This window comes from Hymenobacter sp. IS2118, assembly GCF_000715495.1.
In the GTDB taxonomy this organism is placed as follows: domain Bacteria; phylum Bacteroidota; class Bacteroidia; order Cytophagales; family Hymenobacteraceae; genus Hymenobacter.
In genome coordinates this window covers 53,895-70,221 of sequence record NZ_JNLX01000084.1, presented here as the reverse complement: position 1 = coordinate 70,221, position 16,327 = coordinate 53,895, and the positions used below count along the sequence as shown (strand labels likewise).

Genomic DNA, 16,327 nt, shown 5'->3' with positions numbered 1-16,327 from the left:
TCAACAATTATCCTCACTCATTAGTCTTTCGTTTCCGTTAAAATTATACGGAAATCTCATAAAAAAAACGGGCCGCCGATTGGGCGGCCCGTCTTGGGACTTCACTAACTGGATGAATTATTCAGCTATTTCCTGCTCGTAAGGCAGATTTGAAGACTGCGTTTTCGAATATGGCACGTTCTGAGGAATGAAATCCACATCGGAACCCGGCTTGCTATAATCATAAGGCCAGCGGTAAACAGCCGGAATCTCACCAGGCCAGTTGCCGTGCCCAGGATTGACGGGCGTCGTCCACTCTAGCGTGGTCGAGTTCCAAGGGTTCTGGGTGGCCCGACGGCCGCGGTAGATGCTGTAAAAGAAGTTGAAGATGAAGATGAACTGACCTAAGAAGGCAATAATGGCTGCTACCGAGATGAACTTGTTCATGTCAGCAAACTGCGAGAAGGCATCGAAACCAGTCCAAGCGTAGTAACGACGGGGGAAACCGGCGATGCCAACGTAATGCATGGGCATGAACACGAGGTAAACGCCAGCAAAAGTCAACCAGAAGTGGATGTAGCCCAACTTCTCATCCATCATCCGGCCAAACATCTTCGGGAACCAGTGATACACACCGGCAAACAGACCAAAGAAGGCCGAGCTACCCATTACCAAGTGGAAGTGAGCTACCACAAAGTAAGTATTGTGCATCTGTATGTCGAGCGTAGCATTACCCAGAATGATGCCCGTCAAACCACCCGAAATAAACAGCGATACAAAGCCGATAGAGAACAGCATTGCGGCCGTGAATCGGATGTTACCGCGCCACAGAGTCGCCAGCCAGTTGAACACTTTCACGCCTGAAGGCACAGCGATAATCAGCGTCAGGAACATGAAGACCGAACCAAGGAAGGGGTTCATACCCGTAACGAACATGTGGTGAGCCCACACGACGAACGAGAGCAGTGAAATGCCAATAAGCGAACCAATCATGGCGCGGTAGCCGAAAATAGGCTTGCGGGCATTGGTTGCCAGTACTTCCGATACCATGCCCATGGCAGGCATAATCACGATATAAACCTCGGGGTGACCCAGGAACCAGAACAAATGCTGGAACAAAACCGGCGAGCCGCCCTGATTGCTGAGTGCCTGACCAGCAATATAGATATCGGACAGGAAAAATGATGTACCGAAAGAGCGGTCAAAAATCAGCAGCAAGGCCGCTGAAAACAGCACTGGAAACGAAAGAATACCTAGAATCGCAGTGAGGAAAAATGCCCAAATGGTGAGGGGCAATTTGCTCATGCTCATTCCTCGGGTCCGCATGTTGATAACCGTGGTCACGTAGTTCACACCACCCAAGAGCTGAGAAACAATGAACAAAGCCATGCTTACCAGCCAAAGCGTCATGCCGGAACCTGAGCCAGGGATGGCCTGAGGCAACGCACTGAGTGGCGGGTAAATTGTCCAGCCAGCAGAAGCGGGACCGGTTTCGATGAACAGCGATGACAGCATCACGATGCTCGACAGGAAGAAGAACCAGTACGAAAGCATGTTCATGAAACCCGAAGCCATGTCGCGGGCTCCAACTTGCAATGGAATCAGGAAGTTGGAAAAGGTACCGCTTAGGCCAGCAGTGAGCACGAAGAATACCATAATGGTACCGTGCATAGTGACGAGCGCCAAGTAGAATTCTGGGTTAAGCTTTCCGGCTTCAATCCATTTGCCCAGGAAAGGCTTCAGCCATTCCATCGAGCCTTCGGGCCAACCTAACTGCAAACGAAACAAGCTCGACAGCAAGCCACCCAAGATGGCCCAGAGCATGCCCGTAATCAGGAACTGCTTGGCAATTTGCTTGTGGTCCTGGCTGAAAACGTACTTCCACAGCCAATGTTGGTCGTGATGTTCGTGCTCATCGTGATGCAGGTGTTCACCGTGCTCAGTAGCGGGCACTGCTGCGGTACCAATACCACCCTGCGTTTGCACGCCAGGCGAAAGATTGGGTTTGGCTGCCATGTCTGACATAAAGGGATACCGTTAATTGTGATTAGTAGGAAGCCGCTAAAGGAGCAGGAGCTACTTCTTTGGTTTCGGCAGGAGTTGTTGCTTGTGAAACCATTGAAGCGGGCTTCTGTTTGAGGGCTGCCAGCACCTCCGGGTTTTTCTTTGCAAAGGACTCCTGCGCGGCGTACCAGTTTTGGTAATCATCCGGCTCATCCACAATAACCGTGGCCTTCATGGCGAAGTGGCTGCCGCCGCATATCTGATTGCAAGCCAGCTCATAGTTAAAGCCAGGGTTACCCAATTTGGCACGCATCTCGTCGGTCGTCATCGTTGGTGTAAACCAGAACCGCGTAGGCATACCCGGTACGGCGTACATCTGTACCCGGAAATGGGGCATGTAAACCGCGTGCAACACATCGCGCGAACGAATCTTAATCAACACTGGGACGCCTTTGGGAACGTGGATTTCGTTGGTAGTGAAGTCATCAAGCGCCGATTTATCGCTCAAGTCAAAACCAAACTCGTTTACCGCGTCAATCATGCGGTAGTTAACTACGCCCAGCTTCATGTCACGGCCGGGGTAACGAACCAACCAGTTGAACTGCTTGCCCATCAGTTCCACTACCACAGAATCCTTAGGAGCGGGGCCAGTGATGCGGGTCCATGCCTTCCAACCGGCAAAAATCAGAGCCGCCATTACAATGGCCGGAATCACAGTCCAGATTACTTCAATCTTGTTGTTGTGAGAGAAGAAGTAAGCACGGCGGCCTTCTTTGTATTGGTATTTGTAGGAATAAACGAACAATAAGGATTGGGTGATAGCGAAAGCAACACCAATTACTGCCATCGTAATCCAAAACATGCGCTCCATCTCATGCCCGTGAATAGAGGCAATGGGTGGATTCATCTTATTGAAATTTTCAACAAAAGAATAAGCGAACCAAGCACCTCCAAACACCAGAAATACCAGCATCAGAATAGCATTTACGCTATTACTCATACCAATGTCACGAGTGAAAGTACCCGAAAAAATAGAGGTGAAAATTTGCAGGCGGAACAGCATGGCGAAAACGACCAGCAGTAACACAAGCACCAGCAAAATAGTAAGAGCTGTCATTTTTTAGATATTAGAGTCGAGAGCTTAGAGTTTAGAACTGGACAACAATCTCAAACAGGAAAAGTCCGAGTTCTGCGTTCTAAAATCTCCGTTCTAAGAAAATTAAGTAGTGTGGTGAACACTTTCGTCCAGGAAAGGGTGATGAACCGGAACAAGGGAAGCAGAGGCCAAGCGGCGCGTAAACAAAATCAGGAAAGCACCGAGGAAAATAGCCGCTACTCCAATCTCAATAAGAAACCCGTTTTCACCCTTCAAAGTGCCCGGCATTAGCATCAAATAAAAGTCGGACCAGTGCCCAACCAAGATGGCAATACAAACGATTTTCATGATAATCATTTGGCGCTTGGCATCGCGGGTCATCAGCCCCAGGAAGGGAAACAAGAAGTTGATGACCAGGTTGAAAAAGAACATGCCCGTATAGCGGCCTTCAAAGCCCCCGAGGCGCTGATTGAAGTAAACAGCTTCTTCAGGCAGGTTAGCGTACCAAATCAGCATGAACTGCGAAAACCATACGTAGGTCCAGAAGATGCTGAAACCAAACATCAGCTTACCCAAGTCGTGCAGGTGGTTGGATGTTAAAGCCCGCAGGTAGCCTGCTTGTTTCAGGAAAATAGCGGTAAGTGCAATAGCAGCGATGCCCGATACCCACCAAGAAGCGAATACGTACCAGCCGAACATGGTGCTGAACCAGTGAGGGTCAACCGACATCACCCAGTCCCAAGCCGACATTGACGAGGTTACGGCGTACAAGACCAAGAACAGTGCTGAAGCATTGATGCTCTTGTGAAACCAAACGGTACCACCCAACTGGTCTTCGGCCAGCGAAAGCTGACGAAGTTTCCAGCTGAAAAATGCCCAGATACCAAGATAAACAACGGTTCGAATGAGATAGAACGGCAGGTTTAGAAACCCGCTTTTGCCCGCAATGATGGCATCGTAGTTGGCGCTGCCTTTTTCCATGATGCCCTCATGGGTCCAGTGGAAAATATCGTGGCGACCCAGCAGGAAAACTACCAGCATAATGGCAGCCCCCGGAATTACCCAAGCACTCAGCGCTTCCGCGATTCGCTTAATCATTACGGACCATCCGGCGTACGCTACGTAATTGATGGCAACGAAAACGGTACCAATGGTGGACACACCCAGAAAAAACACGTTGCTGTGCCATAGGCTAACCAGTAGACGCTTAAGCCAAACGGGGCTGCCTTCGTGGTGCTCGGCGCCGTGTGCAGCAGCGGCACCAGCGTGGCCGGCGGCTTCACCTGCCGCTGCATGCTCTCCTTCCCCGATGTGGAAAATGGAGGCAAGCAAACCAATGATGAGGAGCACCACACCGGCAACGATGATGGTGATAAAAGTCTTACGGGCGCCGGCCGTAACAACGAGCTGTTCAGCCGTGGCGCTATTTTGATGCGTCAGAGTTGCCATAGTTATTTGTTGCCGGGGAAATAAGTGACGCCGGAACCGTTGGGAGCGATGGTTCCACCCTGGCCGGGAGTTGCGGAACCCTTATCAGCCTGGGCCTGACCCACGGGGGCCTGATTGGCCCGGTCAGTCATTTCCGTTGAATCGTTTACGGTGGAGGTTGGGCCTTTAGCAATGAGTTTGCTCAATCCATCCGGACCTTCGCCGCGCTGCAAAACGCGCACGTACATCGCAATTTTCCACCGCTCTTCCGGATTCACGATTGAACCGTGGGGCATCATGCGGTTGCGTCCCCACTGGATGACGTGGTAAATGTGGCCATCGTTCATGGTTTTGTAGGCGCCGGCCGTGTAATTGGGCACGCCTTTAAACTTCACTCCTACTGGGCCGTTGCCAGCCCCTTCTTCTCCATGGCAGTGTGAGCAAATACGCGTGTACAGCACTTTACCTTCTTCCAAATTGGCTTTGGTGTAAGCAAAAGGGTTGCGCAACGTACGCTCAGCAATCCCGACACTGTCTTTGGGAATGTGATTGTAGTAGTCTAGCTTACCAACTGGAACAGTGGCAATTGGCGGCGTACGCTGATTGATACCGAAAGCGTTAACTTTGTTGAAGTTTGACTGCCTCAAGGGCTCGTATGGAATCGATTCATACATCTCCGGCGCGTATTCGAGGCCGGGGTCGTCGGGACGGGGCGTACAGGAAGAGGCCAGCCCTACGGACAGCAGCAGCGCCGAAACGCGCAAGCTCAGGTTCAGCGGATGCTTCATTATTTGGTGGTCATTTCTTTTTGGTTGACTTCTGAAGCGCCATTATCGCGCAGCAATTGGGTCAACTGGGGTAATTGCGAACTGGATTCGTCCAGTTCGATGGCCATTACAAACTTGTCGTCGGTCGCTCGCACGTCCATCACCGGCACCTTGAAACGCGGGTATAGCCCCGTAATGGTGAAGAAAGTGATAGCCATGCCGTGGCAAGTGAAAAACACTGTCAGCTCGAACGCGACCGGAATGAAGGCGGGCAGCGCGATGTGCGGCTTACCACCAATATTCATCGGCCAGTCGAAACCCAACATATAAATCTGCATCCAGAGCGCGAAGGCCAGGCCCGTCATGCCGAAGAAGAAGGCCGCGATGGGCAGACGCGAACGTTCGATGCCGAGGGCATCGTCGATTCCGTGCACGGGATAGGGCGAAAACACGTCGTGAATCTTCACACCGGCGGCGCGAACGTTTTCTACGGCGTGCAGCAGCACGTCTTCGTCTTCGAAGATGCCGAGGGCATAGCGCTTAGTCATGCTTATTGTAGTTTACGGGTGCCGAAGCAGGAGCCCCGTGAATGGCAGGTTGAGGTGCGGGCGTCGCGTGAGCGGCCCGTTTGGGGTTGTAAGTCGGACCGTTGTCCACCGTGTATTTCAGGATGGTTTTCACCTCGGCCATGTTAATGACGGGAAAGAACTTGGCGAAGAGCAGGAACAGCGTGAAGAACAAGCCCAGCGTGCCCACATACAGGCCGATGTCGATAATCGAAGGCGAGAACATGGCCCAGCTCGACGGCAGGTAGTCGCGGTGCAGCGAGGTTACGATGATTACAAAACGCTCGAACCACATACCGATGTTCACAATAATCGAAAGCACAAACGTGAGCGGAATGCTGTAGCGCACGCGACGAATCCACACTAGCTGCGGCGTAATTACGTTGCAGGTCATCATGGCCGCATATGCCCACCAGTAAGGACCGGTAGCCCGGTTGATAAAGGCGTACTGCTCAAATTCAACCTGCGAATACCAAGCAATGAAGAACTCCGTGATGTAAGCCACACCTACGATAGAGCCCGTTACCATCATGATTTTATTCATGAGGGCAATGTGTTCCAGGGTGATGTAGTCTTCGAGACGGAATACCACGCGGGTAATCAGCATCAACGTAAGCACCATCGCAAAACCAGAGAAGATAGCGCCGGCCACGAAGTAGGGCGGGAAAATAGTGGTGTGCCAGCCCGGTACAATCGACGTGGCAAAGTCCATCGATACGATGGTGTGCACCGAAAGCACCAGTGGGGTCGAAACACCAGCCAGAATCAGCGAAACTGTTTCGTAACGCGACCAAGCCTTAGCTGAGCCTTTCCAGCCAAAGCTCAGCATCGAATAACTGAATTTGGCAATCGTGCCCTTAGCACGGTCCCGGATGGTAGCAAAATCAGGAATCAGACCGATGTACCAGAATACCAGCGACACCGTGAAATAGGTCGAAATAGCAAATACGTCCCAGAGCAGCGGCGAATTGAAGTTCGCCCACAGCGAACCGTAAGTGTTTTGCAATGGGAACACCCAGAATGCCAGCCACGGACGGCCCATGTGCAGTACCGGGAACATCGCTGCGCAGATTACAGCAAAAATGGTCATTGCCTCGGCGGCCCGGTTGATGGACGACCGCCACTTCTGACGGAACAGCAGCAGCACAGCTGAAATCAGCGTGCCGGCGTGGCCAATACCTACCCACCACACGAAGTTGGTGATGTCCCAAGCCCAGTTTACGGTTTTGTTGAGGCCCCACTCTCCGATGCCGAACCATACGGTGCGGTAGACGGAATAGAAGAAAACACCCAGGAAAAACAGCGCCACGCTCAGGGCCGCCATCCAACGAATGTTGGGCTTGGCTTCTACCTGATAGCAGATGTCTTGCGTTACGTCGTGTAACGTCTTACCCCCGGTTACGAGTGGTTCGCGTACGGCTGATACGTGCTGCATAATCTTATAAGTTTGTGATTATTAAGCTTCTTAGGATTTGGCCTCGTCGTACTTGATGTACTCTGGCTCTTCCTTAGCAAAGAACTCCGATTCCGCATTCCGAATCTTGGTCAGATAAGTAACGTTCGGCTGGACGTTGATGGATTCCAAGGCGTGGAAAGCCCGCTCGCCATCCTCGCGGCGCAACAGTTGGCTGATGCGGCTATTGGGGTCGCGCATGTCGCCGAACACGATAGCTTCGGTGGGGCAGGACTGGGCACAAGCCGAAACAATCTCCCCATCCATGGGACGGCGCTTCTGCTTCTTGGCTTCGAGCTTGCCCAACTGAATGCGCTGCACGCAGAACGAGCATTTCTCCATCACGCCACGGGCCCGAACAGTTACGTCGGGGTTGAGCACCATGCGGCCCAGGTCGGTGAACATGTGGCCGTTCACGGTTTCGAACTTCTCGTTGGAGTAGTACGAGAACCAGTTGAAGCGCCGCACTTTGTACGGGCAGTTGTTGGCGCAGTAGCGGGTACCGATGCACCGGTTGTAGGTCATTTGGTTGAGACCTTCCGAGCTGTGCGTGGTAGCCAGTACGGGGCACACCGTTTCGCAAGGTGCGTGGTTGCACTGCTGGCACATCATCGGCTGGAAAATCACCTGCGGGTTGTCCGAAGGGTCTTCCATGGCCGTGTAAGTCCCTACTTTGCCCACCGTTTCAAACTCGTCCTTGTGGTGGTCCGAGCTGTAGTAGCGGTCAATGCGCATCCAGTGCATTTCGCGGCGGTTAATTACCTCCTGCTTGCCCACTACGGCGATATTGTTCTCAGTCTGGCAGCCAATCACGCACGCGCCGCACCCGATGCACGAGTTGAGGTCCACGGCCATGCCCCAGTGGTGGTTGTTGTACTGGTAATCCTGCCACAGCGAAACCTTGTTGGGCTTCTCCAAACCGTCAGGAGTAGAAACCTTCTCGTACTCGGTTACCTCACTGGGGTTTTTGATGTACTGCGCCAGCGTGTTCTCCTGCACCACCGGCTTGCGGTCCATGATGGTGTGGTGCGTCTGCGTTTGGGCAATGGGTGAGGTGGCATCGGTCTTTGCCAGCGTCACCACGTTATTAAACATCAGGCCGTTGGCCGTAGCCATGGCCAGCGGGGCAGCATTGGCACCTACCAAATTACCGGCTTTGCCAGCCAGGGTGCGGCCATAGCCCAGCGCTATGCTTACGGTACCATTGGTCTGGCCCGGCTGAATCAGAACGGGCAGTTCGATGGAATAGCCATTAGCCGTTACTTTAATAACGTCGCCCTGCTCCCACTGGTTATCAACCGCCATTTTACGGGGCACCGCCACGTAGTTGCCCCAGGTAGCTTTCGAAACCGGGTCGGGCAATTCCTGTAGAAATGGGTTATTGGATTCGCAACCAGCGGCACCCAAACCTACTTTTTCATACAGTGCCAGCTCAACCGCGTTAGCGCCAGCCTTTGGGCCTTGGCCAATCTGAGCAATTGCAGCGGCTGGGCTCATGGCAGCGCCCATCATAGCCGGTGCGGCAGCCAGAGCCGTGCCGGTAGCCACGCCATCGTGCACCACCTTGTCCCAGGCTGAGTCAGTTGGGGTGATGGCACGCCACGTAGCGCGGAGGTATTTGTAATAGTTAGTATTGTTGCCAGCCCAACGCAACAGCGTTTCCTGGCCCTGACGGGTGGAGAAAAGCGGCGTGATAGCAGGCTGCGCCAAGCTCAGGAAGCCGCGCTTGGGCTCGTAGTCATTCCACGATTCCAGCCAGTGGCTGTCGGGAGCAACGTATTGGCAAAGCGTGCCGGTTTCGTCTAACCGGTCATTCAACGAGATGGTCAGGGGCACTTTGGCGATACCTGACTTTACTTTCTGACCGAGTGGGTGGTTGTAAACAGGGTTGGCGTTGTAGAAAATAACTGCGCCAACGCGGCCATTATTCATGTCATTCACCAGCGCGACCATGCGGGCGTCGTCGCCCTGGCGCACGTTGCTCGGAGCGTTGAGGTCAACCGTAGTGCCCACGTTGCCCAGCGCCTGGTTGATGGCCGCTACCAAGGCCTGAACGGCGGGGTCGTTTGAACCCGATACCACGAGGCTGGCACCCCGGTTGGCAGTCAGGTCGCGAGCGGCCTGAGTGAGTTTATCATTTTTGTAGGCGGAAGTGCCGCCACCGGTTACCGCGTTGTACAGCGCCACAGCTACGGCACCCATCTCCGAAGGCTTCACTGGCACTCGAATGTCGGCGTTCGAGCCGCTGAGCGACATCGCCGTCTCGAACTGGTAGTGGCGTGACATGGAGCGCTTCTCCCGGCTAATCTTGCGGGTCATGGCGTACTGCCGGCTGTACTCAACCGGAGAAATCCAGGTACCCAGGAAGTCAGCACCAAGGCTCACGATAACATTGGCCCGGCTGAAATTATAGCCTGGCACAACACCACCGTTAGCCTGCAGCAGCCCCGTTACCGATTGCGCGTCGTACATGACGTGCGTGGTGTTGGGGTAGCGCGCGGCAAAATCAGCAATTGCCCGCTTGGTGGAAGGGCTGATAATGGTGGGCGAAACAATGGCAATGCGGCCCGTAGTAGCAGCCAGTTTGGCGCGTACTGCCTGGTCGAGGGCTGCCTGCTCCACCTTTTCGTGGGTGTTGCCCGACTTGATGGCAAAATTCTGCAAGCGGCCACCGTCGTACAAACTCAGCACCGCTGCCTGGGCCCGCGCCGACAAACCACCGCTGGTGATGGGCGACTCCGGGTTGCCTTCCAGCTTGATGGGGCGGCCCTCACGGGTCTTCACTAACACGGCGTTGTAGTCGGAGCCGTTGAAGTAGGTGGAAGCGTAGAAGTTGGAGATGGACGGGTCAATCTCCTCGGGCTTGTTCAGGTATGGAATGGCCTTGCGAACCGGGGCTTCACAGGAAGCCAAGGTAGCCGCAGCCACACCAAAACCCATTAGTTTGAGGAAGTCGCGACGAGGAGCCGAGGCAGCATCTTTGCTCTCGTGGCTCTCCTTGACCGGCATGAACTCAGCAAAAGCTGATTGCATGAATTCCGGGGCGTTTTCTAGTTCCTCAATTCCTTTCCAGTACTTCATTTGGGAGGGTAATCAGTAGTCAGTATTGGGCAGTCAGTCGGCAACAAATCGTTGTCATTCTGACTGCATAAGAATCAAAATATTAGTAGTGGCACTTCGAGCACTCGGTGCCGCCGTTCGACGACACGGTGAAGGGAGCACCAGCATTTTTGGTGTCGTGCAGCTTCACGAGGTTGTCGTAATATGCGTTGTCTTTGGCGTTCACCGGCATCTCGCGGTGGCAATTGATGCACCAGCCCATGGTGAGAGCCGAGTACTGGTACACAACCTCCATGTTCTGAATGGGACCGTGACAGGTCTGGCACTGCAGGCCCGCTACTTGCGTGTGCTGCGAGTGGTTGAAGTAAGCCAGGTCTGGCAAGTTGTGCACGCGCACCCACTGAATGGGCTGCTTGCGCTCGATGGCACGGTAAATCTTCTTGATTTCCGGCGACTCCGTTTTAATCTGCGAGTGGCAGTTCATACAGATGTTGGCCGAAGGAATGTTGGCCGACTTGCTCTTGTAAACCGACGTGTGGCAGTAGGCGCAGTTAATCTGGTGTTCGCCAGCGTGCAATTTGTGCGAGAAGGCGATGGGCTGGGTAGGCTGATAACCCTGGGACAAGCCCACCGCCATCACGCTTTGCACCCCGGCATACACCAGCACGATGCCGAATACTGCCCCTACAATTCCGCGCAGCATGGGCGAACGGTACATTTTGCTCCAGTCGAAGCGCTGCTCCAGGATTTCAACGTCCCGGCCATCAAGGTCTTTGCGGCCCCGCAGCACATCTTTCATCAGGTTACCGATGATAACGAGCGTTACAACCAGCACAATCAGAACCACTACGAGGACAATCAGCAGAATGTCAACGTACTTACCGGCGCCAGCTTCGGCACCAGCATCGGCGGCTGTGCCATCAGTTGCTGCCGCGTTGCCAGCGGTTACGCCGCCCGCTGTGGGAGCAGCACCTTCCTGCGAGGTTACCCAGGCCAGAATTGAAGTAACCTCTTTATCCGAAAGGGCAAAAGAGGGCATCTGCTGCTTATTGTACTTGTTGTAGATGGCCACCGCGTATTCATCGCCGCTGGCTACTACTTTGCTCGAGTTCTTAATCCACGGAATCAACCAGGAAATGGTGCGCCGCTTGGTAATACCAGACAAGGCAGGGCCAACTACTACTTCGTTGACGGCGTGGCACTGGGCACAATTATTTTTGAAAAGCGCATCACCTGCAGCGATGGCCGCGGCATCGCCGCCCCCGCCCCCGGCCGCTGCCGGGTCAACGGCTATGGCGGCCGTAGCACCGTCGGTAGCGCCGGGAACTACGCCCGTTTTGTTTACATCGCCAGCACCGGCTTGTTGAGCGGCAGCGTGTTGGGTGCCGGCAAACGTAAGGAACAGTGCCAGCAACAGTTGAGGTAACGTACGAAGTCGAATGCTATTCATAAGAAAATAGACGGTAAAACGAAACGCTAGGGCATTTCAAGGCCACAAATGTAGGTCAGGAATCGTAGGCGGCAAAAAGTGAAAGGTAATTTCTGGGCAATCTTACCGGGCTTTCCCGAAGGGTTTGAGTCCTCTCCCACCCTGCGTGCCGGTTATTACTGCCCTGGCAGCCAGACTACATTCCGCAACTCCCATATTCCGAATAAACCGAGCAACGCGCAGCGGATAAATCCCTGAACGACAACCCTAATTCGGGGTGTTTTGTTGATTATTCTACAAAAAAAGTATGGCGCGTGCTTATTGCTACTTTGTTCATATCGGTCCGTGCCATGAGCTTCATGTTAGTAAGTTCGGCCCTGCCCTATCCAACTGTTGGCTTCATCGCTGCTTTAGGCCTCAGCTGTAGCGCTCCGGCTTACATGGGGTAACGGGCCCGCTATTGAAAGGAAGGATATGCTGCCTTTGGCAATCTAGCGGAAAGTCAGTACCTTTGCGCCCCAATCAATTTTTTTCACCCCCAAATTTTCACCCCGTCGTAATGGAAGTAAGAAATTACGAGACGGTCTTCATCGTAACTCCCGTGTTGAACGAGAGCCAGGTGCAAGAGACGGTCGAGAAGTTCACCCAGGTGCTTAAGGAAAATAGCGCCGCCATTTTGTCCACTGAAGCCTGGGGCCTGCGTAAGCTGGCTTACCCGATTCAGAAGAAGAACACAGGCTACTACTACTGCCTGTCGTACACTGGACAAGGTAACATTGTTGACGTGCTTGAGCTGGCTTTCCGCCGCGACGAGCGCATCATCCGGTTTTTGACCACCGTGCTCGATAAGCACGCCGTGGACTATAACAACCGTCGCCGCAACGGCGAGATGAACCTGCAAAAGGCTGCGAAGGAAACCGAAAGCGTAGCCCAATAACCCAGTAGTAACATGGCAACTCCCGCATACAACCGGAACAACGACCGGTCGGCTATGAACAAGCCGCAGGACACCCGCAAGAAATACTGCCGCTTCAAGAAAAACGGCATTAAGTACGTGGACTACAAAGACCCGAACTTCCTGCTGAAGTTCGTGAACGAGCAGGGCCGCGTGCTGCCCCGGCGTCTCACCGGCACCAGCCTGAAGTTTCAGCGCAAAGTGACGCAGGCCATCGCAAAGGCCCGCCACTTGGCTCTGATGCCTTACGTAGCCGACGCTTTGAAATAAATTATGAGTTATAAGTTTTGAGTTTTGGGTTGCTCTCTGGGCAATTCTTAGCTCATAACTCATAATTCAGAACTCATCATTCTGAACAAGACATGGAAATTATCCTCAAAGACGACGTTAAGGGCCTCGGCTACAAGAACGACATCGTGACCGTGAAATCGGGCTACGGTCGCAACTTCTTGTTGCCGCAGGGTTTGGCCATGCTGGCCGACAAGACCAATAAAAAAATCACGGCGGAGAACGTGCGCCAGGCGGCTCACAAAGCCGACAAAATCAAGGGCGATGCCCAGGCCATTGCCGACCAGATTGGTGCTGCATTCCTGGAAATTCCCGCCAAAATCGGCGAAAGCGGCAAAATCTTCGGCCGCGTAACCACCCTGCAATTGGCCGAAGCGCTGAAAGCAAAAGGTGTGGATGTGGACCGCAAGCGTTTGTCGTTCGACCAGGAGCCAGCGGCTGCCGGCGACTTCACCGCAACGGCCAACCTGCACAAGGAAGTTAAACACACGGTTAACTTCCGCGTTGTAGCTGAGTAGTTAGTACTCAATAATTAAGTAAAAAAGCCTTGCCTTCTGGCAGGGCTTTTTTATTACCCCTCGGCCTAAACTACAGGTTAAGGGCTATTTTTGCTTCGATGTTTAGAACTGAAATACCAATTGCCCCGGCTACTGACCAGCTAGCACGCACCGCGCAGGTGCTTACCGTGGGCTCCTGCTTCGCCGATAGCATCGGTGCGCGGCTCGCGGCCAACAAGGTCAAAACGTTGGTAAACCCCTTTGGCACCGTGTTTCAGCCCTTGGCGCTGGCGCGGTTGCTGCGGGCGGCGGCCGGCGAAGACGTAGACTGGCAGCAGCACCTGGTGTATGCCCGCGGGCGCTGGCAGAGCTACGACCTGCACGGCAGCATCGGGGCCGATTCGCCGGTGGACTTGCTCCTGCACATTCAGGAGTTGGTGCGGCGCACCGGCGATTTTCTGCGGCAAGCCGACGTGGTATTGCTGACGCTGGGCACCGCCTGGACCTACCGCCTGCGCGAAACCGGCGAGCTGGTGAACAACTGCCACAAGCAGCCCGCCGACCTTTTTGTGAAGGAGCTGTTGACGCCGGACGAAGTCATCAATGCCCTGGCCGAAACGCACGCATACCTACGGCGCATCAACCCCAATCTGCGATTTGTGGTGACGGTGAGCCCGGTACGGCACCTGAAAGACACCTTGCCGCTGAACTCGGTCAGCAAATCGGTGCTGCGATTAGCGACTCATATTGTGAGTGACTTGCTGCCGGGCGTGGCCTATTTCCCGGCCTACGAGCTGCTGGTGGATGATTTGCGCGACTACCGCTTTTACGCTTCCGACATGCTGCATCCGTCGGAAGTAGCGGAGGAATACGTTTGGGATAAGTTTGCCCGAACGTATTTCGATGCCGATTTTGGTCGGTTCCGGAAGGAATGGGCGGCCGTTCGGCAGTCGCTGGGCCACCGCCCGTTGCACGAAGGGGCCCCCGAGCACAGGCAGTTCCTGGTGAACACCATGGAAAAGCTGGAGCAGCTGAGCCTGCGCAGAGTGGAGGTAACCACCGAGCTGAACGATGTACGTGCCAGAATAATGGCTTTGCCGGTACCGAAGCAGCCGGAACCCGTCGTTGTTCTGGAGGACGATGAAGAGCGGGTTGACATCGGCGAGGATGCCGGGCCTGCCCGCACCGATGTTGCCACGGCTCCGCTTATGCCCCCGGCGGCGCTTGTTGAAGGGCGGCCGCCACGCTTGTCGCCGGAAGAATTCCGGGCGCAACGCGCGGCGCGGCCGGCCCGGCCCGAACGTGGCCGCCGCGATGGCCGAGGCAAAGGCCAACCGCAGACGCCTTCCGAAAACGAGCAGTTTCAAGTGGCTGCTTCTCTGGTTCAGGACCAGTCGGAAACCACTGCTACTGATTTGCCGGTCGTGTTTGTGCCATCTGAGCTGAGCCAGGCCGAAGAAAGCCTGGAGCAAGCCGCGAACAACGAAGCGGGAACGGATGAAACCGCGAAAAAGAAGAAGCGCCGCTCGCGGGGCGGCGCCAAAAGAACCGCCCGCAAAAACGCACTACGCTTAGCCGCTGGCGAGACCATGCCGGAAGACGAATCTGGCACTGGCTTGCAGGAAGCGAATGCGGACGACCTTGGCACCACTGCCAGCGACCAATCGGAAGACCATCAGACTCCGGGCACCAACCCGGCGCCGGTGCAAAGAGGCGGGCGCCGCAATGAGACTGGGCGCGTGCAGCGGAAGGAGTTGTTTGCGGCCGGTTCTACCGCAGCTCCAGATTCGGCTATATCGGCTGAGGACGTAGCAGCGGTTTCGGCAGCGAATGAACCGCAGGCTGAGGCTCCGGCAACGGCGTTGGACGCACCAGCCGCCGCTCCTCAAAAGTCTCGTAACAACCGCAACCGCGGCAGAAAAGGCAGCGGGCCAGCCGGCGACGGCGCAGCAACCGGCACCGAGGCTCCGCGCCCCGTTATCGAAACCTCGCCCGCGACGAATGGCAATGCGGAAGACCTTTCCGGTGCTGTAGAAGCAACAGATGCGCCAGCCCGAAACCGCAATCAGCGTGGAAATCAGCCTGCCGCAACTGAAGCAGCCGCTGCTCCGGCCGAGACTGCGGTTTCGGCCGAGGCGCCGGCAGCCGCTCCGGCGCGGCGCTCCAATCGGGCAAAGCGGGCAGTGAGCGGAGCCAGAGCTGAAAAGCCAGCCGTCGATACGCCCGTTATTCCGGTGGCCGATGCGCTCCAGCTCCGCACGCAGGTGGCGGCGGGCCGCATGACGGGCTCTTCGGCATCCCTGATAGAACCGGACGCGCCCGTTAAAGCACCCGCAAAACGTACTCCTGCCACAAAAGTAGCGCCAGCGGAAAACACGCTTTCTGAAAAAGTGCCCGCTCCCAAGAAGATGGCTACTAAGAAAACTGTAGCGCCAACTCCAGTACCAGAGGCTAAGCCGACGCCTCCCGTGGCCGAGGTAAAAGCACCAGAAAAGGCTCCGACAGCAAAGAAACCCGCTTCTGCCGCCAAGCCTAAGCCTGTGGCTAAACCTAAAGCCACACCAGCGGCAAAGCCTGAAGCCAAGCCCACCGCCAAAGCCAAGCCCGTGGCAAAGCCTAAAGCCAAACCCGCCGCCAAAGCCAAACCAGTCGCTTCTGAGAAACCAGTAGCAGCGAAGCCTAAGGCTCCCCGCAAACCGGCGAAACCCGCTTGATTTGAGTGGTCAGATTTTGATGTTTTCCTACCGGACAACTGATAACGAGCAACCGACAACTAGCTTTTTTAAATGTCTACTTACTTCCAAA

12 protein-coding genes are annotated in these 16,327 nt (G+C 54.8%); 4 read left to right on the top strand and 8 right to left on the bottom strand.

All coding sequences use genetic code 11. From position 1 onward, the window contains the following. Positions 1 to 117 precede the first annotated feature (117 nt). From GM79_RS07250 to GM79_RS07215, 8 genes are all read right to left on the bottom strand, one after another. Positions 118 to 1,995, bottom strand: coding sequence for a cbb3-type cytochrome c oxidase subunit I (locus GM79_RS07250; protein ID WP_081867620.1), 1,878 nt, complete (start codon positions 1,993 to 1,995; stop codon positions 118 to 120). Positions 1,996 to 2,026: 31 nt separating this feature from the next. Then, positions 2,027 to 3,100 carry a cytochrome c oxidase subunit II gene (locus GM79_RS07245; protein ID WP_051718619.1) on the bottom strand — a complete coding sequence of 358 codons (1,074 nt, stop codon included), beginning with the start codon at positions 3,098 to 3,100 and terminating at the stop codon, positions 2,027 to 2,029. Positions 3,101 to 3,202: 102 nt separating this feature from the next. Further along, positions 3,203 to 4,528, bottom strand: a complete 1,326-nt coding sequence (locus tag GM79_RS07240; RefSeq protein ID WP_035561453.1) for a hypothetical protein — start codon at positions 4,526 to 4,528, stop codon at positions 3,203 to 3,205. Between the two features lie 2 nt (positions 4,529 to 4,530). Beyond that, a complete protein-coding gene (locus GM79_RS07235; RefSeq protein ID WP_035561450.1) occupies positions 4,531 to 5,295 on the bottom strand; it encodes a c-type cytochrome in 765 nt (254 codons plus the stop codon). Further along, positions 5,295 to 5,822 carry a DUF3341 domain-containing protein gene (locus GM79_RS07230; protein WP_035561447.1) on the bottom strand — a complete coding sequence of 176 codons (528 nt, stop codon included), beginning with the start codon at positions 5,820 to 5,822 and terminating at the stop codon, positions 5,295 to 5,297. Before GM79_RS07230 ends, GM79_RS07235 begins: the two co-directional genes overlap by 1 nt. Continuing rightward, entirely contained in the window at positions 5,815 to 7,275 is a 1,461-nt protein-coding gene (gene nrfD / locus GM79_RS07225) for an NrfD/PsrC family molybdoenzyme membrane anchor subunit (RefSeq protein ID WP_235183951.1), read from the bottom strand. The genes GM79_RS07230 and nrfD overlap by 8 nt, the downstream gene beginning before the upstream one ends. A gap of 30 nt (positions 7,276 to 7,305) precedes the next feature. Continuing rightward, on the bottom strand, positions 7,306 to 10,374 hold the full coding sequence (locus GM79_RS07220) for a TAT-variant-translocated molybdopterin oxidoreductase (RefSeq protein WP_035561444.1): 3,069 nt from the start codon (positions 10,372 to 10,374) through the stop codon (positions 7,306 to 7,308). Between the two features lie 82 nt (positions 10,375 to 10,456). Next, positions 10,457 to 11,803, bottom strand: coding sequence for a cytochrome c3 family protein (locus tag GM79_RS07215; RefSeq protein ID WP_081867610.1), 1,347 nt, complete (start codon positions 11,801 to 11,803; stop codon positions 10,457 to 10,459). Positions 11,804 to 12,341: 538 nt separating this feature from the next. Here GM79_RS07215 and rpsF point away from each other — a divergent pair. The 4 genes from rpsF (at position 12,342) to GM79_RS22805 (ending at position 16,236) form a co-directional block, all read left to right on the top strand. Continuing rightward, positions 12,342 to 12,719 carry a 30S ribosomal protein S6 gene (rpsF, locus tag GM79_RS07210; RefSeq protein ID WP_035561441.1) on the top strand — a complete coding sequence of 126 codons (378 nt, stop codon included), beginning with the start codon at positions 12,342 to 12,344 and terminating at the stop codon, positions 12,717 to 12,719. 54 nt (positions 12,720 to 12,773) lie between these two features. After that, positions 12,774 to 13,007, top strand: coding sequence for a 30S ribosomal protein S18 (gene rpsR / locus GM79_RS07205; protein WP_035561439.1), 234 nt, complete (start codon positions 12,774 to 12,776; stop codon positions 13,005 to 13,007). Between the two features lie 92 nt (positions 13,008 to 13,099). After that, positions 13,100 to 13,543, top strand: a complete 444-nt coding sequence (gene rplI, locus GM79_RS07200) for a 50S ribosomal protein L9 (protein WP_035561436.1) — start codon at positions 13,100 to 13,102, stop codon at positions 13,541 to 13,543. 98 nt (positions 13,544 to 13,641) lie between these two features. Continuing rightward, the gene (locus tag GM79_RS22805) at positions 13,642 to 16,236 is read left to right on the top strand and encodes a GSCFA domain-containing protein (RefSeq protein ID WP_051718618.1); all 2,595 of its coding nucleotides are present in this window, start codon (positions 13,642 to 13,644) and stop codon (positions 16,234 to 16,236) included. The last annotated feature ends 91 nt before the right edge of the window (positions 16,237 to 16,327 follow it).